Annotated in this window: 14 protein-coding genes; 3 read left to right on the top strand and 11 right to left on the bottom strand. The window is 63.3% G+C overall.

Going from position 1 to position 17,711, the window contains the following annotated elements:
• Nucleotide 1: 1 nt before the first annotated feature.
• The 4 genes from argC to JQ628_RS13775 all read right to left on the bottom strand — a co-directional run bounded on the left by argC (nucleotide 2) and on the right by JQ628_RS13775 (nucleotide 3,622).
• Nucleotides 2-982, bottom strand: coding sequence for an N-acetyl-gamma-glutamyl-phosphate reductase (argC, locus tag JQ628_RS13790; protein ID WP_212223106.1), 981 nt, complete (start codon nucleotides 980-982; stop codon nucleotides 2-4).
• Nucleotides 982-1,656, bottom strand: a complete 675-nt coding sequence (locus tag JQ628_RS13785) for an FMN-binding negative transcriptional regulator (protein ID WP_212223105.1) — start codon at nucleotides 1,654-1,656, stop codon at nucleotides 982-984. Before JQ628_RS13785 ends, argC begins: the two co-directional genes overlap by 1 nt.
• A 278-nt stretch (nucleotides 1,657-1,934) precedes the next feature.
• Nucleotides 1,935-2,924 carry an MBL fold metallo-hydrolase gene (locus JQ628_RS13780; RefSeq protein WP_212223104.1) on the bottom strand — a complete coding sequence of 330 codons (990 nt, stop codon included), beginning with the start codon at nucleotides 2,922-2,924 and terminating at the stop codon, nucleotides 1,935-1,937.
• Nucleotides 2,925-3,091: 167 nt separating this feature from the next.
• A complete protein-coding gene (locus JQ628_RS13775) occupies nucleotides 3,092-3,622 on the bottom strand; it encodes a DedA family protein (protein ID WP_212223103.1) in 531 nt (176 codons plus the stop codon).
• Nucleotides 3,623-3,940: 318 nt separating this feature from the next.
• Here JQ628_RS13775 and parE point away from each other — a divergent pair, with 318 nt between their 5' ends.
• The 3 genes from parE (at nucleotide 3,941) to JQ628_RS13760 (ending at nucleotide 8,102) form a co-directional block, all read left to right on the top strand.
• Nucleotides 3,941-5,995, top strand: a complete 2,055-nt coding sequence (gene parE, locus JQ628_RS13770) for a DNA topoisomerase IV subunit B (RefSeq protein ID WP_212223102.1) — start codon at nucleotides 3,941-3,943, stop codon at nucleotides 5,993-5,995.
• 238 nt (nucleotides 5,996-6,233) lie between these two features.
• A complete protein-coding gene (locus tag JQ628_RS13765; RefSeq protein WP_212223101.1) occupies nucleotides 6,234-7,043 on the top strand; it encodes an outer membrane protein in 810 nt (269 codons plus the stop codon).
• Between the two features lie 288 nt (nucleotides 7,044-7,331).
• The gene (locus JQ628_RS13760; protein ID WP_212223100.1) at nucleotides 7,332-8,102 is read left to right on the top strand and encodes an SDR family NAD(P)-dependent oxidoreductase; all 771 of its coding nucleotides are present in this window, start codon (nucleotides 7,332-7,334) and stop codon (nucleotides 8,100-8,102) included.
• 84 nt (nucleotides 8,103-8,186) lie between these two features.
• Here JQ628_RS13760 and JQ628_RS13755 read toward each other — a convergent pair whose 3' ends face one another.
• From JQ628_RS13755 to JQ628_RS13725, 7 genes are all read right to left on the bottom strand, one after another.
• On the bottom strand, nucleotides 8,187-8,969 hold the full coding sequence (locus JQ628_RS13755; RefSeq protein WP_212223099.1) for an outer membrane protein: 783 nt from the start codon (nucleotides 8,967-8,969) through the stop codon (nucleotides 8,187-8,189).
• Between the two features lie 271 nt (nucleotides 8,970-9,240).
• Entirely contained in the window at nucleotides 9,241-10,056 is an 816-nt protein-coding gene (locus tag JQ628_RS13750; protein WP_212223098.1) for an outer membrane protein, read from the bottom strand.
• A 226-nt stretch (nucleotides 10,057-10,282) separates the two neighbouring features.
• A complete protein-coding gene (locus tag JQ628_RS13745) occupies nucleotides 10,283-11,533 on the bottom strand; it encodes an FAD-dependent oxidoreductase (protein ID WP_212223097.1) in 1,251 nt (416 codons plus the stop codon).
• Between the two features lie 112 nt (nucleotides 11,534-11,645).
• Entirely contained in the window at nucleotides 11,646-13,856 is a 2,211-nt protein-coding gene (locus JQ628_RS13740) for a xanthine dehydrogenase family protein molybdopterin-binding subunit (RefSeq protein ID WP_212223165.1), read from the bottom strand.
• Between the two features lie 116 nt (nucleotides 13,857-13,972).
• Nucleotides 13,973-14,989, bottom strand: a complete 1,017-nt coding sequence (locus tag JQ628_RS13735; RefSeq protein ID WP_212223096.1) for an FAD binding domain-containing protein — start codon at nucleotides 14,987-14,989, stop codon at nucleotides 13,973-13,975.
• The gene (locus JQ628_RS13730; RefSeq protein ID WP_212223095.1) at nucleotides 14,986-15,501 is read right to left on the bottom strand and encodes a (2Fe-2S)-binding protein; all 516 of its coding nucleotides are present in this window, start codon (nucleotides 15,499-15,501) and stop codon (nucleotides 14,986-14,988) included. The genes JQ628_RS13735 and JQ628_RS13730 overlap by 4 nt, the downstream gene beginning before the upstream one ends.
• Before the next feature lie 549 nt (nucleotides 15,502-16,050).
• Nucleotides 16,051-17,556: a caspase family protein gene (locus tag JQ628_RS13725; protein WP_212223094.1), complete on the bottom strand. Its 1,506-nt coding sequence runs from the start codon at nucleotides 17,554-17,556 to the stop codon at nucleotides 16,051-16,053.
• Between the last annotated feature and the right edge of the window lie 155 nt (nucleotides 17,557-17,711).

Genomic DNA, 17,711 nt, shown 5'->3' with positions numbered 1-17,711 from the left:
GCTACTTGTCCGGCAGCCCCAGCATCAGCCGCATGTTCTGCACGGCCGCACCCGAGGCGCCCTTGCCGAGATTGTCGAGCCGCGCGACCAGCACCGCCTGGCGGTGCTTGTCGCTGGCGAAGACGTAGAGCTCGAGCATGTTGGTCTCGTTCAGCGCTTCCGGCTCGATCCGTCCGCCCTTGGCCGCGTCATTGTCTGATGGCATGACCGAGACGTATTTGCTTCCGGCGTAGCGCTTGGCGAGCGCCGCGTGCAGGTCGGCCCCGCTCGGCTTGCCCGGCAGCGTGTCGAGGTGCAGCGGCACCGAGACCAGCATGCCCTGACGATAATTGCCGACCGACGGCACGAAGATCGGCCGCCGCGTCAGTTTTGAGTAAAGCTGCGTTTCCGGCAGATGCTTGTGCTCGAAGCCGAGGCCATAGAGCTCGAAGGAAGGCGCCGAGCCGTCCTCAAAACTCTGGATCATCGACTTGCCGCCGCCGGAATAGCCGCTGACGGCGTTGATGGTGACGGGATAATCCGCCGGCAGCAGGCCGGCATCGACCAGCGGCCGCAGCAGCGCGATGCCGCCGGTCGGATAGCAGCCGGGATTGGAGACCTTGTTGGCCGACTTGATCTTGTCGGCCTGATCCGGCGCGAGTTCGGCAAAGCCGTACGCCCAGTCGGGCGCGACCCGGAAGGCCGTCGAGGCGTCCAGCACCTTTGGCGCCTTGGCGCCCATGCTGTCCACCAGCGCAACGGTTTCCTTCGCCGCATCGTCGGGCAGGCAGAGGATAACGAGATCGACCTCCTCCATCAGCGCCTTCTTGGCGTTCGTATCCTTGCGCTTTTCTTCCGCGATGTTCTTGACTGCGATGTCGTTCTGCAACCGCAGCCGTTCGGCGATGCCGAGGCCGGTGGTGCCGGAGGCGCCGTCGACGAACACGGTGGCTTTCGCGGCCGAAGTCGCAGCTTTTGGCTGGTGGGTTTCGGAGAGGCTCATCACATGCTCCCTTCGAGCGAGGCTGTTTCGTTCGTTGTTGCGGCAAAGGCTTGCGGCCGGGTATCGCGCATCAACTGCGCGATGGTTTGCGAACCATGGTCGGGCATCGCGGCAAGGCCATTGGCGACCGCCGCATAGTCGGCCTCGGACTTGTGCTGGTTCAGCTTGAAGCTGCTTTCGACGTCCTCGACCCGCATGGAAAGACCCACGATGCCTTTCTTCAGCGCTTCCAGCCGCGCGGCCGTCATCTTGGCCGAGGTCCACGGCTTTTTCGGCGCCATCCAGTCCTCGAACTTGGCGCTCAGCGTATCGATCTGCACCACGAGCTCGTCGTCGCTGAGCGTCCGCACCGGCCCGGTCAGGTGCACCGCCTGATAGAGCCAGGTCGGCACCTGATCGACCGATACGTACCAGTCGGGCGTTACATAGGCATCCGCGCCGTTCACCGCGAGCATCCATGGCGTCACACTGTCCGCCAGCTTTACCAGCGGATTGTGACGGGCAACGTGAAACAGCGCCAGCGGCGTGCCGTCCTCGGCATAGCTCAAATAGAACGGCAGGCTTGAGCCGACCGGGCGCTTGCCGTTCCATGCGCAGACGGTGCCGAATCCGCGCGCTTCCGCAAACGCCAGGCTTGCGGCGCGGTCGGACTTGAACATCGGCGGCGTATACATCTTGCAAACTCCTGCTTCGACGAAGGGAGCCGCCAGATCAAACCGCGGTATGTGCCTGGAGGGAAGCCGCGGGATGGATCCGGCGGCAGGGGAACGATCGTCAGACGCAAACGATCGCCCGTACCGCGGTGGCGCGGCGACGGCGGGCGATGGCGATGGTCAGACCGTTTTTCATGGCCGCGGGTCATAAGGCCGGTTCCCCGTCCCGTCAAGGCAAAATGCGAAAGGCCGCCCCGCTTCGGGAGCGGCCTTTCATCACGCTCGGAGCAGAGGTGGGCTTACAGGGTCGGATTCCACGGCGCGGCGACCAGCCGATAGCCGGTGCCGTCCTTCTCCACATAGCCCATTGCCGGGAACGGATAGTGGAAGCCCTGCACCCGCATCTTGTCCGCCACCAGCATGTCATAGACCTTGCGGCGGGTGGCTTCCGCCATCTGCGGGTCCTGGTCGAACATCAGGTGCCAGCCCGGATTGCTGACGAACAACGCCGGGTGGTTGGTGACGTCGGACTGGATGAAGATCTTGTCCGGGCCCGACGAGAGGATGAACGAGGTATGGCCGGGGGTGTGGCCGAGCGTGGCTACGGCCTGCAAGCCCGGCGCGACGTCCTTGCCGTGCTCGTACGGCGTCACCTTCTTCTTCAGGCCGGCATCGAACACACGGCGAGCATTGGCGAACACGCCCTTCATGCGATCAGAGGTCTGCTTGCCCATCTCGCCGTCGTCCATGAAGTATTTCCACTCCACGGCCGGCACCAACACCTCGGCATTCGGGAACGCGAGCACGTTCTCCGCGGTGAGCAGGCCGTTGATGTGGTCGCCGTGGAAGTGCGAGATCACCACCATGTCGATCGACTTGGGGTCGATGCCGGCGGCGGCCAGATTGCTGGCGAATTGCCCGACATTGCCCTTGCTGGAAGCGAAGGCGCCCGGGCCGTTGCCGGTGTCGAGCACCACCAGTTTGCCGCCGGTGTTGATCACCAGCGGCGCAAAGTGGATGCTCACCTTGTCTTTCGGCAAAAACGCCTTGTCGAGGGCAGTGTTCACCTCATCCTTTTTCGCATTGAGAACGAAGGTCTCGGGCAGCGCAAAGGTGTTGATGCCGTCGGAGATGACGGTGACCTGGGCATCGCCGACCTTGTAGCGATAAAAGCTCGGCGCCTGCTTTTCGGCCAACGGAGCCGCCGCGTTGGCGGAGATGGCAGGCAGCAGCGGGGTGGCGGCAAGGCCGGCCGTTCCCGCCAGGATGTGACGTCGTGTGAATTGCATGTGATGACCTCCCGGTGAATCGGTGGCGGTTCGCTGGTGTCCTCCGCCTTGCCTGATATTGCGGCGGAATCTGTCAGCGTTCTAGCCCCAAGGCGATGACGGCGATGCGACGGCAGCGCCTCTCGTCTTCCCGGCTAACCCCTGCCTTGCAGGCTTATTCCGCCGCCTCAGAAGGCCCGCCAAATCAATTCCGCGAGCCTTGCCATGACGTCGCCGAACAGCAACAGCACGCCCGACCACAACAGCGCAGAGACGAAATTGGCGATCTGGAACGGCCAGTATGACATCTCGAAAATGCCGGCCGCGAGCGGCACCGATGCGCGCAACGGCCCGAAGAAGCGGCCGATGAAAATGCTCGGCACGCCCCAGTCGCGCACGAAGGCTTCGCCGCGCGGCAGGATTTCCGGGTATTTCGACAAGGGCCACATCTGCGCGACGTGCTCCTTGTAGCGGTAACCGAACCAGTAGGAGACCCAGTCGCCGAGCGCGGCACCAATGCCGCCGGCAATCCAGACCGGCCAGAAGCTGATGCCGGAAACGCCGATCAGGGCGCCGATCGCGATCAACGCCCCCCAGGCCGGAACCAGCAGGGAGACGAAAGCAAGCGATTCCGCGAACGCCAGCACCAGCACGATCGGTGCCGCCCAAGCCTGATGATCGCGCACGTAGTTCGCCAGCGCGTGCGCAAATTCTTCCATCAATTGAATGCCTTCCCCGCCCCTGTTCCGGCTGAAACCTCTTTTGGGATTCTAGCCTGAAAACAGCTATGCCAGCCGCTTGCGCAACATCAAGTCACAAAGGCGCGGGCCGGTGCGTGAATTCACCGCTTCGATTTCCCTGACGCATGGCGGCGCGCTTGACGGCGGCCTCCCGGATCGGACAACCAATCCCTATCTGCGGCGGGCGGCGTTCCGGCGCGAGATCGGCCGTCCCGCGGTCACTTTTTCAGCCCAACCATGGCATAGTCAGAGCAACCGATTCGCCGCGCGAAACTCGCGCGCAACACATGAAGAACAATGGCTAAATCATTGAAATCTGCTGCAAAAGCAAAGGATAACGACCTGTTCGGGGCGCCCGAAGCCAAAGCCAAGGCGCAGCTCAAGGTCGCCGCCCGGTCCGGCGGCGCCGAGGCCGGCTATACCGCTGCTGACATCGAGGTGCTGGAGGGTCTGGAGCCGGTGCGGCGCCGGCCCGGCATGTATATCGGCGGCACCGACGAGAAGGCGCTGCACCATCTGTTCGCCGAAGTTATCGACAACTCGATGGACGAGGCGCTGGCGGGCCACGCCACCTTCATCGAGGTCGAGCTGTCCGCCGACGGTTTTCTGACCGTGACCGATAACGGCCGTGGCATCCCCGTCGATCCGCATCCGAAATTCCCGAAGAAGTCGGCGCTGGAAGTGATCATGTGCACGCTGCATTCCGGCGGCAAGTTCGATTCCAAGGTCTATGAAACCTCGGGCGGCCTGCACGGCGTCGGCGTGTCCGTCGTCAACGCGCTGTCCTCGCGCCTCGAGGTCGAGGTCGCGCGCAGCCAAAAGCTCTATCGCATGAGCTTTGAGCGCGGCCATCCCAAGGGCAAGCTCGAGGACCTCGGCAAGATCAACAACCGCCGCGGCACCCGCATCCGCTTCAAGCCGGACACCGAGATCTTCGGCGCGAAAGCAGCCTTCAAGCCGCAGCGCCTGTTCAAGATGGCGCGTTCCAAAGCCTATCTGTTCGGCGGCGTCGAAATCCGCTGGAAGTGTGCGAGCGAGCTGTTGAAGGGCGTCGAGGACGTCCCGGCCGAGGACAGCTTTCATTTCCCCGGCGGCCTCAAGGACTATCTCGGTGCCGCCATCCATGCCGACACGCTGGTGCATCCGGATATCTTCTCCGGCAAGAGCGGCCGCAATGGCGCGCATGGCGCCTGCGAATGGGCGGTGGCCTGGACGGCGGATGCCGACGGTTTTCTCTCCTCCTACTGCAATACGGTGCCGACGCCCGATGGCGGCACCCATGAATCAGGTCTGCGCGGCGCATTGCTGCGCGGCCTGAAGGATCACGGCGAACGCGTCGGCCAGGGCAAGCGGGTTGCCCCGGTCACGTCGGAAGACGTCATGGTGGGCGCCGCCAGCATGCTCAGCGTCTTCGTGCGCGAGCCGGAATTCCAGGGCCAGACCAAGGATCGCCTCGCCACCGCCGAAGCCCAGCGCATCGTCGAGCAGGCGGTGAAGGACTCGTTCGACCACTGGCTGTCGGGCAATCCGCTACAGGCCAACAAGCTGCTCGATTTCGTCATCGAGCGCGCGGACGAGCGGCTGCGCCGCCGCGCCGAGAAGGAAATCTCGCGCAAGACCGCGGTGAAGAAACTGCGCCTGCCGGGCAAGCTCACCGATTGCACGAACACGGCGGCTGAAGGCTCCGAGCTCTTCATCGTCGAAGGCGACTCGGCCGGCGGCACCGCCAAACATGCGCGCGACCGCAAGACCCAGGCGATTCTGCCCCTGCGTGGAAAAATCCTTAACGTCGCTTCCGCCGGAAAGGACAAGCTGACTGCGAATGCGCAACTCGCCGACCTCATGCAGGCGATCGGCTGCGGCACGCTCGCGCATTACCGCGAAGAGGATCTGCGTTACTCACGCATCATCATCATGACCGACGCCGACGTCGACGGCGCCCATATCGCTTCGCTGTTGATCACCTTCTTCTACCGGCAAATGCCGCGGCTGATCGACGAGGGCCACCTCTATCTGGCGGTGCCGCCGCTCTACAAGCTCACCCATGGCGACAAGTCGGTTTATGCCCGCGATGACGCGCACAAGGATGCGCTGATGAAAAGCGAGTTCCACGCCAACGCCAAGGTCGAGGTCAGCCGCTTCAAAGGCCTTGGCGAGATGAACCCGCAGCAGCTCAAGGAAACCACGATGGATCCGGCCAGGCGCACGCTGCTGAAGGTTGTGCTGCTCGCCGACGACCGCGATGGCACCGCCGACTCGGTCGAGCGGCTCATGGGCACCAAGGCCGAGGCGCGATTCGCCTTCATCTCCGACCGGGCCGAGTTTGCCAGCGAGGAACTGCTGGACGTCTGAAGCGGAACGGCGAGGCACGATGGCGCGATGGGGCCGGATTTCCGGCCCTTTTTGCGTTTTTTGAGCCTGAAAACTGCGATTTCAGCGCATCTTGCGCCGCTCCGTTTTCAGGCGAGTGTGCCTCCCTCGCAACAGCATTTTCGGCCGAACTGCGTATAGTTGCCGCATCGGGTTTCGAGAATCGGTGCACACGCGCCTAGGGTCGTCACGTTCGACGCTGAACTTTGAGGGATTTATCATGAAGAAACTGGTACTGGCTTTGACCGCGGTCGCGGCGTTCGGCGGACCGGCCATTGCGGCCGATATGGCGGCTCGCCCTGTCAAGGCGCTGCCTCCGCCGGCACCGGTCTACAACTGGACCGGCTTCTACATCTTCGGCGGCGGCGGCGGCGGACTTTGGGACGCCGACAGCAACGTCGTGACCGCGCCTCCGGTTGTTCCTGCCGGCGTTGCACTGACCCGCGATCAGCGGATGGGCGGCGATGGCTGGTTCGGAACGGTCGGTGCCGGCTACGATTGGCAGTTTGGCGGCCGGTGGGTGGCCGGTATCTTCGGTGACGCCCAGTTCGGAAGCCTCAAAGGTTCGCTGAGCGACCCCATCTTCGGCACTGAAGGCCGCATCAAGCTCGAGACCAGCTGGGCCGCTGGCGTGCGACTGGGCTATCTGGTTGCTCCCAATGTATTGTCGTACGTGAATGCCGGTTACTCTGGTTCGGATTGGTCGGGCACTACCCAGTCCTCGATCTTCGCGCCTGGTGGCCCTGCCTTCACCACCACGTCTTCCTTTGACCGCAATGGCTGGTTCATCGGCGGCGGCGTCGAGAACAACCTGGACCTGTTCGGCATCACGGCTCCCGGCTGGTTCATGAAGACCGAGTATCGCTCTGCCTTCTATGATCGCGTCACTCTGCCGACGACATTCACCCCGGGCTTCGGCGGCGGCCCGACCGGTAGTGCAATCACCTTCGAGCCTTGGGTTCAGACCATCAGCACTTCGCTGGTCTACCGCTTCAACTGGGGTGGCGCTCCGATCGCGGCTCGGTACTGATCTCCTCCCGAACTGAACTGAAAAGCCCCGGCGATATGCCGGGGCTTTTTTGTTGCCTGGTAATCAGCCGGCGTTGGCGAGCGTTCCGATCAGAATAATCGTCCTGCTCACGTGGCCGCCCTTGCCGGGACGGCTGTCATTGTATTCGATCGACAGATACGGCCGCGCGCCCGCACCTGTTTTGAAAAAGCTATGCGGGGATCATGACGGCCGGCAAAGGGAGTGAGAACCCATGCGCAAGCGGCCGCTTGCCGTCGGTTTTCCATCGGGAGCGGAAAGAAAGAAACGATGAAAACAGGACTGTTCGATCTCAGCGGAAAAGTGGCTGTCGTGACCGGCGGCAATGGCGGCATCGGGCTCGGCATGGCGCGCGGCCTGGCGGAGGCGGGCGCCGCGATCGCCGTGGTCGGCCGCAACGAGGCCAAATCAAAGACTGCCGCGGCTGAACTTGCAGAACGCGGCATCAGGACCATCGCCGTCACCACGGATGTCACCGACAAGGGCGCGGTCGCCGCGATGGCCGAGCGCGTCGGAAGCGAGCTCGGCCGCATCGACATCCTCGTCAACAATGCCGGCATCAACATCCGAAAGCCGCCGCACACGCTCGATCCCGCCGAATGGGACAGCGTGATCTCGACCAACCTCACAAGCGCGTTCCTGTGCTCGCAGGCGGTCTATCCGGCGATGAAGGCGGCCGGCGGCGGCAAGATCGTCAATATCGGCTCGATGATGTCGATCTTCGGCGCCAGCTTTGCGCCGGCCTATGCCGCGAGCAAGGGCGGCATCGTCCAGTTCACGCGCGCCTGCGCCTGTGCCTGGGCCGGCGACAATATTCAGGTCAACGCCATCCTGCCGGGCTGGATCGACACGGACCTCACCAAGCGCGCCCGCGAGCAGATCGACGGGCTGCACGACCGCGTGCTGGCGCGCACGCCCGCTTCCCGCTGGGGTGGGATCGACGATTTTGCGGGGATTGCGGTGTTCCTCGCCTCATCGGCGTCGGACTTCGTCACCGGCACGGCAATCCCGGTCGACGGCGGTTATTCGGTGATGGGCTGAAGCTGCGCGCAAATTGCGAAATGCGCAAAAACAAAAAGCCCCGGCAACCTGCCGGGGCTTTTTTTCATCGTGGAGAAGCAGGCTTCAGTAGCGCGCGACGAGCGGTCCGCCGAACCGGTAGTTCAGGCGGACGACGGCCGACTGGATATCCTTGGGCCGTGCATCGAAGGTGTAGGTGCCAGGCCCGGCACCACCGAGCTGATAGCTCTTCTTTTCGAAGGCCGAATAGTCATATTCGAGACCGACGGTCCAGTTGGGGGTGATGCCGTATTCCCAGCCCGCGCCGACAGTCCAGCCGTTATGCCACTGGGTCTGCGATCCCGAACCCGTGGACGGATTCGGCACGGTATCGACCACCGACAAGCGGTTGTTGACGCCGGCATAGCCGCCCTTCACGTAGAACAGATTGTTGGCCACGGCGTAGCCGACGCGGCCCGTCACCGTCGCCATCCAGTCGGCGCGCCAACTGAACTGATCGTCGAAACCGAAGCCGAACACGTTGTTGACGACGGTACCGCGGGTGTTGAGACCGGAAACGGTGCCCTCGAGACCGAACACCCAGTTGCTGGCCTGCCAGTTGTAGCCGACCTGGCCGCCACCAAACACGCCCGATCCGCGCTGGCGGAATCCCTCGCCCGGGGCGAGATCGCCGAACGCCGTCGTGTTTGCCGTGTTGACCCACTCCTCGTTCGTCCAGGCGCCACCGACATGGCCGCCGATATAGAAGCCGCTCCAATTGTAGATAGAGGCCACATAGGCAGGCGGCGCCTTGGTGTAAGGCCGCGCAGCAAGATCAGCAGCCGACGCAGCGCCTGCGCCCAGCGCTGTCGTAACGGTCAAAGCGGCAATCAGTTTTGCATTGAACATTTGGTACCCCCCTCTTGTTGTCCGGGGTGCACCTTTGCAGAGAGAGCCTTACAAATTGGAAATCGCCACGCTTTTCGACGTGAGTTTTCTTGCTCGATGGCCTCAAATTCGCTGCGCCGCTGCAATCGCGCAGCGCTTAATCGCCGTTATCCTTGACAATTCGTTGGCGACCGATCCCGGCGCGATCGTCTTCCGCACGCGAGCGGCACCGTTGGCGAGAAAAAAGCCCCGGCTGAGGCCGGGGCTTTGAATGCGGTGAAGCTTTGGACGATCAGTATCTGGCGACAACAGCGGTCGGGCCGAACTTCCAGTTGGCCTTGACCAGGATCTCGCCGGTCTCGATCTTCACGTCGCGATAGCCCGGCGCAAACACCGGGACCACGGCCGCGCCCACGATCACGCCGACCGGCACCAGACCGAGGTCGAACCGGGTGCGCTCATACCAGGAGTACCGGCCTTCGAGGCCGAGCGTGAAATTGTCGGTGACGGCATGTTCGACGCCCGCGCCGACGGTGACACCGGTCAAGGTCTTGCTCTGATTCGTGAAGACACCGGGCAGCGGCGGGTTGGGCAGCCAATTGGTGCTGGAGCGAACTTCGGTAAACGCGGCACCGGCCGTTCCGTAGAACAGGGTGCGGTTCATGGCGTAACCGATACGGCCGCGAGCCGAAGCCTGCCAATCGCTGTGAAGGTCGAAGGTGCTGCCATTCACGAACGGCGCAAGGATGACGCCGGCCAGGATGTCGGTCTGTGACCAGCGCTGCGCGTGCCCGTCGGCCTCGACACCGAATACCCAGTTGCCCGCCTGATAGTTGCAACCGACCTGACCGCCCGCGAGCCAGGTGTCGGCTTCGCGCCGGCCAAGGTCGAGCGCGGCGGCCGCAAACGGCCCTACCGCGGTGGTGTGAACCGTCTCGTCGAGGCCGATGCCCTTGCCGCCGGCGCTCAGGCCGATGTAGCAGCCGGTCCAGTTGTAAACCGGGACCACCACCGGGCGCGCCTTCACGGGCAAGTCAGCCGCGGTGGCCGATCCAAATGCCGCGATCGAAGCAGCGGCTGCGAGAGCCCATCCAAATTTCCGGAGCATGTCAGTCCCCCAATGCAAAGAATTTCCAGAAGCAAATTTCCGTAACCAATCCTATGCGCGTCTCATCAGAGGCGCGACGATGAACCGACAAGAAGTGGCCTGCGCACAGCGGTTTTCCGTGGCGCGTTGCAGTTCTACAACTCTTGGAATGGCCGGCACGCGCCGGTTGCACAATTTCCCGGCAGGCTCTGATCACGGGATATGCAGGAGTCTCCGGAGCGCTGCTTCAGTTGCCCGCCGACGGCGAACGGACATGTTCGGGACGGACGCCGAGACCGATAAATCGAGCGGTGATTCCCTGTAGCCACGGTACCGCCGTGACCAATCGCAGGACCGCCGGGACCTGTAGCGGTGCGTCGCCCGGCTTCAGCGCCATGCTGATGATGTTGTTCTGCATCACGACTTGCATGCGCTGCGTCATGCGCACCGGAAACTCGCGCCGCTTGCGCACCTCGTCGAGATCCTCCTCGGACCGATAGCCCTGCATCAGCCTCGCGGCGAGAATGTTAGCGGTCGCCACCGCGTCCTGCACCGCAAGGTTCACGCCGACGCCGCCGACCGGCGACATCGCATGCGCGGCATCGCCGATGCACAACAGGCCCGGCCGCGTCCAGCGCTTCAGCCGGTTGATCGCAACCGTCAGGAGCTTGACGTCATCCCAACTCTTCACGTCCGCGATACCGGATTTGAGAATCGGCGCCATCCGCACGACATCGTCCAGCAGGGATTGCAGTCCCCTCGCCTTCACGGCGTCGTATTGTCCCTTGGCGATGACATAGGCGCACTGCCAGTAGTCGCCGCGATCGAACGTCACCATCATCTTGCCGGGATCGATGCGGGCAAACATGCGCTCGGTCTCGTCAGGCGCCTTGCCGGCGCGAAACCACAATACGTCCATCGGCGCGCCGATCTCCTCGACCTCAAGGCCGGCGCGCTCGCGCACCAGCGAATGGCGGCCGTCGCAGGCGACGGTGAGGTCGGCCTCGATTTCGATCATGCCCTCCGGCGTCTTCGCCTTCACGCCGGCGATCGCGTCGCCGCGGCGGATGAGGTCGGTCGCCTCGGTGTTCATCATGACCTTGAGCGAAGGAAACCGCTCGCCGCTTTCACGCAGGAAGTTGAGAAAGTCCCACTGCGGCATGAAGGCGATGAAGGGATATTTTACGGGGAGCCGGCTGAGATCGGCCAATCGTATCGGCGCGCCGCCGAACAAGCCGTCCATCTTCTGTAGGCGCTGATGCGGTAGTTTCAGAAAACCCTCGATCAGTCCGAGTTCGTCCATCACCTGCAAGGTCGAGGGATGCACGGTGTCGCCGCGAAAATCGCGGAAGAAATCCGCATGCTTCTCCAGCACCACGACATCGATGCCGGCGCGGCCAAACAGATAGCCCAGCATCATGCCGGCGGGTCCGCCGCCCACGATGCAGCAACGGACTTTCATGTGTCGTCCGTGCGGACGTTCCTCGCTAGCGTCCATGGGTCGAGCTCCGAACGTAGTTCGATTGTGGCTAACCTGGGCTCATCACCGACGTCCGCCCCCTGGCGAGTAGCGGACGTTCCCACTCGATCCGATACGCGCAACACGGGCGTTACAATTGCCGCTGTAACTTATCAAGAGTAATCGGCAAATCCCGCACGCGTTTTCCGGTTGCATGATAGATCGCGTTGGCGACGGCTGCGGCCACGCCGACAATGCCGATCTCACCCACACCCTTCATGCCGAGCGGATTGATGATGCTGTCCGGCTCGTCGACAAAGATCACCTTGATGTCATGAATATCGGCGTGCACGGGCACGTGGTACTCTGCGATGTTGGCGTTCATGATGCGCCCGAAGGCGTGATCGATCAGCGTTTCCTCGTGCAGCGCCATGCCGATCCCCCCGACCACGCTGCCGACGACCTGATTACCGGCCGTCTTGGGGTTGAGGATGCGTCCCGCCGCCACCGCGCTCACGGCGCGGGTCACGCGGATGATGCCGATCTCTTCGTCGATCTTCACTTCGACGAACACTGCCGAATGCGTGTTGCGGGCATATTTGCTGATGTCCGCGAAGGTGTTGTCCTTGATCCGCTCGATGTGTTCGACCTTGCCGTGACGCATGACATCCGCAATCGGTACCGAACGGGCGACGTCCCCCGCCCGCGCAAGCTTGCCGTTGGTCAGCACGACGTCGCCTGCCAGGGCATCCGCGAACGGGGTGTCCGGCATCGTCTTTGCGATGCGCAGCAACTCTCCGCGCACCTCATCCGCAGCGCCGATGATGGCATGCGACACCGAAGCGGCGATCCATGAGCCGCCTTCGATCGGGCACGCCGGCAGCGTCGAGTCGCCCAGCCTCACGGTAACGTTGTCGATCGGCACGCCCATCCGGTCAGCGGCCACCTGCGCCATGATCGTGTAGGTGCCGGTGCCGATATCGGAAGCGGCGGTTGCGACTTCGGTGTGGCCGTTGGCGGTCAGCACGATGCGGGCGGACGCCGGCATCTGCAACGCCTCCCAGACGCCGGTTGCCATACCCCAGCCGACTAGCTCCTTGCCGTCACGCATCGAGCGCGGCTCCGGATTGCGCTTCGACCAGCCGAACGCCTCGGCGCCCTGGCGATAGCACTCGCGCAGGCTCTTGCTGGTGAACGGAAGATCCTCGTTCTGATCCCGATCCGAATAGCAGCGCAGTCGCAACTCGACCGGATCGAGCTTGAGCGCGACGGCGAGTTCGTCCATCGCAGCCTCCAGCGCATAAACCCCAGTCGCCGCGCCGGGAGCGCGCATATCGCCGGATGTCGGCAGATCGAGACGCGCAAGCTTGTGCGTGTAGCGCGCATTCGGGCTCTTATAAAGAATACCCGACCATCCCGTATCGTTGCGTGAGAAATCCTCGTATTGCGAGGTCACGGCGATTGCCTCGTGGGTTATCGCCTCGAGCTCGCCATTGGCCCTTGCCCCGAGCGCGAGCCGCTCGATCGTCGCCGGCCGATATCCGACGCCATACATCTGCGCGCGGTTGAGCACGAGGCGCACCGGCCGTTTCAGCGACATCGCACCGAGCACGGCCAGCACGACCTGGTATTGCGGGCGCAGCCCGGAGCCGAAACCGCCGCCCATGAACGGGGACATCACCGTTACGTCGTCGGACTTCAGACCGAACACGCCGCACAGATAGCGCTGCACGTTCTGCACGCCCTGCGTCTTGTCGTACACCGTGAGCTTGCCGTCGTCGCTCCAGACCACCGTGGAGGCGAACAATTCCATCGGATTGTGGTGCTCGATTGGAATGAAATACTCCGCCTCGTGGCGCACCGCCGCGGCTGCAAAGGCCTTTGCGGCGTCCCCGCGCGGCTTTTCGGGCTTCTCGACAACAAACGCGCTCCCTCGTGCGGCGTGCAAGTCAGTGACGTGATCCTCCGCTTTGTATTCGACGCGCACCAGCATGGCGGCGTAGCGGGCAGTCTCCCAGTCCTCGGCGAGGACCAGGGCGACCGGCTGGCCGTTGAACAGGATCCTGTCGTCATAGAGTGGACGGTACGGCGCGCCGCTCTCGGGCGCGGCGTCGTCGCGGTAGGCCTGGTCGTTGTCCGCCATGCGCGGCCGGTTCTGGTGGGTGAGAACATCGAGTACGCCGGGCACCTTCAGTGCATCATCGGCATTGATCCGCACAATGCGGCCTTTGGCTACCGTCGCGCCGACCGCGCTGCCATAGACAAGGCCGGCTACATTGAGCTCGCCTGCGTATTTGGCCTGCCCGGTAACTTTGGCACGGCCGTCGACGCGAGAAGTGGGGGTGCCGATGTAAGATGACATGGACTTGCTCGCCTGTTGTTGCGCGGTTGCTTGCACCGCCGCCTGCGCGTTCGCCGTTTCGATGCTCCCGAACGCGACCGTCGTGGCCAGCGGGTCGCGCCGGTTGACATCCGTGCTCATCGGATTCTCTTGTCGGCCTGCGATTGTGGAGTAGCGTTCGCGGCCTGCGTCAGCGTCCGGACGATGGCCCGGCGTGCCAGATCGATCTTGAAGTCATTGTGCCCGAAACCCTTCGCATCGCGCAGCACAATTTCTGCGGCCCGCGCAAACGTCTCCGGGCCAGCGGCCTGGCCGCGCAACGCCGCCTCGGCCTCCACGCTGCGCCACGGCTTGTGCGCCACGCCTCCGAGCGCGAGGCGACCGGTCTTGATGCGCCCGCTCTCAAGCTCGAGCGCCGCCGCGACCGACACGAGCGCAAAAGCGTAGGACAGCCGATCGCGTATCTTGAGGTAGCTGTGATTGGCCGCAAAGCCCTGTGCGGGCAGCTCGATCGCCGTAATGATCTCGTCACGGCGCAGATTGTTGTCGATCTGCGGGGTATCACCCGGCAGACGATGGAAATCGACGACGGCAATTTCGCGGCTGCCCGAGAGTCCCGTGACGTGCACCTTGGCGTCGAGCACCGCGAGCGCCACGCACATGTCAGACGGGTGCGTGGCGATGCAGGATTCGCTGGTGCCGAGGATCGCGTTGATCCGGTTGATGCCCTTGATCGCGGCGCAGCCACTGCCGGGCTGCCGTTTGTTGCAAGCCATCGTGACGTCATAGAAATAGAAGCAGCGGGTGCGCTGCACCAGGTTGCCGCCGGTCGACGCCATATTGCGGAGCTGCTGCGACGCGCCCGACATGATCGCGCTCGACAGGATCGGATAGCGCTGCTCGACTAGCGGGTGATAGGCGAGATCGGTATTCGGCACGAGCGCACCGATGCGAAGTCCGCCGCCCGGCGTCTCCTCAACCGAGGTGAGTGGCAAACGCGAGATATCGATCAGACGAGGCGGCCGTTCGACCTGGTACTTCATCAGATCAATGAGATTGGTGCCGCCGGCGATGAAGCGTGCTTCCGGATCGGCCGCGATCTGCCGCACGGCGTCGGTCACGTCAGCAGCGCGGTCATACTGAAACTTGATCATGACTTGCCTCCCATGGCCGTCATCGCCTGCTGGATTGCCGCAAGGATGTTGGGGTAGGCGCCACAGCGGCAGATGTTGCCGCTCATCAGTTCGCGAATTTGGTCTGGCGTCTTGGCCTTCCCTTCCGCGATCAGTCCGGCAGCCGAGCAGATCTGCCCGGGCGTGCAATAACCGCACTGGAAGGCATCGTGGTCGATAAAGGCCTGCTGAAGCGGGTGCAGCGTCCCATCGGTCTCAAGCCCTTCGATGGTCGTGACCTTCGCGCCGTCCTTCATGACAGCGAGCGTCAGGCACGAGTTGATGCGCCTTCCATCGACCAGTACGGTGCAGGCGCCGCACTGCCCTTGGTCGCAGCCCTTCTTGGTGCCGGTAAGACCGAGACGGTCCCGCAGCGCATCCAACAGGGTGGTCCAAGGCGCGATGGTCAACGTGCAGCTCCGGCCGTTGACCTCCAGTGTGACGTTTATGGTTGCCGGCGCAGCCATGGCTGCGCTTCGGGAGACGTCGGACATGCCAACTCCATGTCTTGCTGCGATTGGGCTCCCGGCAGAATAGCCCATGATTGCAACGATTGCTGCAAAACCTGCATCGTTTAACGTCGGATCTACCGCTGGCGGCCAGTCGAAATTTTGACAATAACTAACTGATTTCCGGCGATTGAGATTTTTTGTCGCAATTGCGGAGCAACTTCATTTATCACACGCGCGGCAAGTCGTTTGCGCGAGGTGACCTCGGTCAAGAATCCGCAAGCTGGACGTCACCCGCAAACAGCTGTGCCTGTCACCCGGCCGCGAAGAGGCTTGCAGCAGACAAGCAAACAACTTCTAATTTCAGAATATGATCAAGTCTCGAAAACAGAAATCCACTGGTCACGTCGCAAATCGGAAATTGCGTCGTCATTCCGGGCGCGCGTGGCGCAAGCTATGGTGCGCAATGCACAACTGGTGATCCATAACCACGCGCCGTTCTTGTTAAGGAAAGCCGTTGACCAGCTCGCAGGACGACAGCCGCCACGGCGTATGGATTTCCAAGCTCGCGAAGAGGGGCGCCCCGGAATGACGTCACCGCCGGAAACTCTTGATCTCCGACATGCTGCCGTCGCGGTACACGAGCTCCACCGATACCGACTTGGTGTTCGGCGCGAGCTTCAGATAGGGCGTCGCGCTGTGCGGGATCGCGCTGGGATCGCGCGGGTCGCAGGCCGGCATCTGTAGCACCTTGTCCGGCACCGCGGTGTCGATGCCGACGCGCACCTCGCGGATCGCGCAGCGGTAGGACATCAGGTGCGTGTAGTAGACCAGCAGGCCGTTGAACTCGCGGAACGACAGCCAGCTCGTCGCGGTCATGTCGAGGATTTTTCGCTGGTCGCGGATCAGCGCAGCCTCGGGATCGAAGCGGATCGGGAACGGTCCCTGCAAGTCGCCCGCCGTATCGACATAGCGAACCTGGATGACGGACGCAGGCGCATCGGCCGGCAATTCGATCGACGGGTTCGGCATCCGCTTGCGGGTGCGCGGATCGAGCGTATCGATAAATCCGGTCTCGCGGAAATCGCCGGCCTCGCCAATGCGCCAGGAAATGCCGAGCGTGGGGTCGGCGATCGAGAACACCACCGTCCAGCCGCCATTGTGGCGCGAGAAGGATGCGATCGGCGCGTTGACGGAGTCGTTCTGCATCAGCGGCCGCTGCACCTGCGTGAGCGCCGCAACCTTTTGCGGCGGCTCGGCAGGCTTGGTGGCCGCCACTTCCGGCTGCGGCTTGCCCGCCGCGCCGCCCAGATAGACATCGTCGATCATCTGGTCGAAGAAAACCGGGAACTGCTTGTGGTGCACGGTCTGGGCCAGTTCGCTGACTGCGCGGCGCGTGCGCTGCGCGACCTGCACGAGGTTGACGCCGGGCTGCGTCAGCTCCTTGGCAAAGGTTCGGGTGAAAACCGAGTTCGGATTCTCGTCATTGTTCGAGAGACGGTCGAGCGCAGTCTGCCGCGGACCTGCGGAGAAGATCGAGAACACGCCTTCCGGCAATTGGGTCATCGGTGCAAGGCCGCCTCCGCCGGCCACCGCACGGGTGCCCTGGCGCTCGAACGGATTGTTGCGGCAGGCGTCGAACACCAGGATCGCGGTGCGCACACCCTTGTTCTGTAGCCGCTCGATCACGCGGTCGGCGAGGATCGAGGCATCGCGCACCAGCTCTTCCTGGCCTTCGGTCGCGGCCGGCACGTCGGTCGGCAGCAGGAAGTTCTGGCCGGCGATTTCAAAGCCATGCCCGGCGTAGAAGAAGAAGGCGGTGTCGCCCTTGTCGACCGCCTTGTCGAAGGCGAGCAGGCTCTGGCTGAACGCCGAACGGTTCTGGTTTTCCGCCACCATCACCGTGAAGCCGAGCTGCTTGAGCGTATCGGCCATGGTGCGGGCGTCGTTGACGGCCTTCTGGAGTTTCGGGACGAACTTGTAATCGTTGTTGCCGACGACCAGCGCGACACGCTTTTCGGCATGTGCGGGCGCCGCGAAACCGGCCAGCAACATGGCAACGCCCGTTGCCGCCAAAACCCTGGAAAGCCAGCGCCTCATCGAAATCCCCGTGGACTTGAAGTTCCGCGGCTGGAGCAGCCGCCTGATGCATAGTCGGCCGACCCGCAATGGCGGTTCAATCCCGCCGAATTACGGCGGGAATCCCCTGATTGCTGCCCTGTAATATGTATTTTCACAACGTCCGTGATATAGGC

Origin of the sequence: Bradyrhizobium lablabi (assembly GCF_018129385.1) — a bacterium.
In the GTDB taxonomy this organism is placed as follows: Bacteria; Pseudomonadota; Alphaproteobacteria; order Rhizobiales; family Xanthobacteraceae; genus Bradyrhizobium; species Bradyrhizobium lablabi_C.
This window is presented reverse-complemented; position numbering and strand designations above follow the sequence as displayed.

Excerpts from the sequence above, each read along its gene's own strand:
- JQ628_RS13775 (WP_212223103.1), bottom strand. The coding sequence starts at position 3,622 with ATGGAAGAATTTGCGCACGCGCTGGCGAACTACGTGCGCGATCATCAG.
- JQ628_RS13745 (WP_212223097.1), bottom strand. The coding sequence starts at position 11,533 with ATGGACGCTAGCGAGGAACGTCCGCACGGACGACACATGAAAGTCCGT.
- JQ628_RS13785 (WP_212223105.1), bottom strand. The coding sequence starts at position 1,656 with ATGTATACGCCGCCGATGTTCAAGTCCGACCGCGCCGCAAGCCTGGCG.
- parE (WP_212223102.1), top strand. The coding sequence starts at position 3,941 with ATGGCTAAATCATTGAAATCTGCTGCAAAAGCAAAGGATAACGACCTG.
- JQ628_RS13735 (WP_212223096.1), bottom strand. The coding sequence starts at position 14,989 with ATGATCAAGTTTCAGTATGACCGCGCTGCTGACGTGACCGACGCCGTG.
- JQ628_RS13780 (WP_212223104.1), bottom strand. The coding sequence starts at position 2,924 with ATGCAATTCACACGACGTCACATCCTGGCGGGAACGGCCGGCCTTGCC.
- JQ628_RS13750 (WP_212223098.1), bottom strand. The coding sequence starts at position 10,056 with ATGCTCCGGAAATTTGGATGGGCTCTCGCAGCCGCTGCTTCGATCGCG.
- JQ628_RS13755 (WP_212223099.1), bottom strand. The coding sequence starts at position 8,969 with ATGTTCAATGCAAAACTGATTGCCGCTTTGACCGTTACGACAGCGCTG.
- JQ628_RS13765 (WP_212223101.1), top strand. The coding sequence starts at position 6,234 with ATGAAGAAACTGGTACTGGCTTTGACCGCGGTCGCGGCGTTCGGCGGA.
- argC (WP_212223106.1), bottom strand. The coding sequence starts at position 982 with ATGAGCCTCTCCGAAACCCACCAGCCAAAAGCTGCGACTTCGGCCGCG.
- JQ628_RS13730 (WP_212223095.1), bottom strand. The coding sequence starts at position 15,501 with ATGTCCGACGTCTCCCGAAGCGCAGCCATGGCTGCGCCGGCAACCATA.
- JQ628_RS13740 (WP_212223165.1), bottom strand. The coding sequence starts at position 13,856 with ATGTCATCTTACATCGGCACCCCCACTTCTCGCGTCGACGGCCGTGCC.
- JQ628_RS13725 (WP_212223094.1), bottom strand. The coding sequence starts at position 17,556 with ATGAGGCGCTGGCTTTCCAGGGTTTTGGCGGCAACGGGCGTTGCCATG.
- JQ628_RS13760 (WP_212223100.1), top strand. The coding sequence starts at position 7,332 with ATGAAAACAGGACTGTTCGATCTCAGCGGAAAAGTGGCTGTCGTGACC.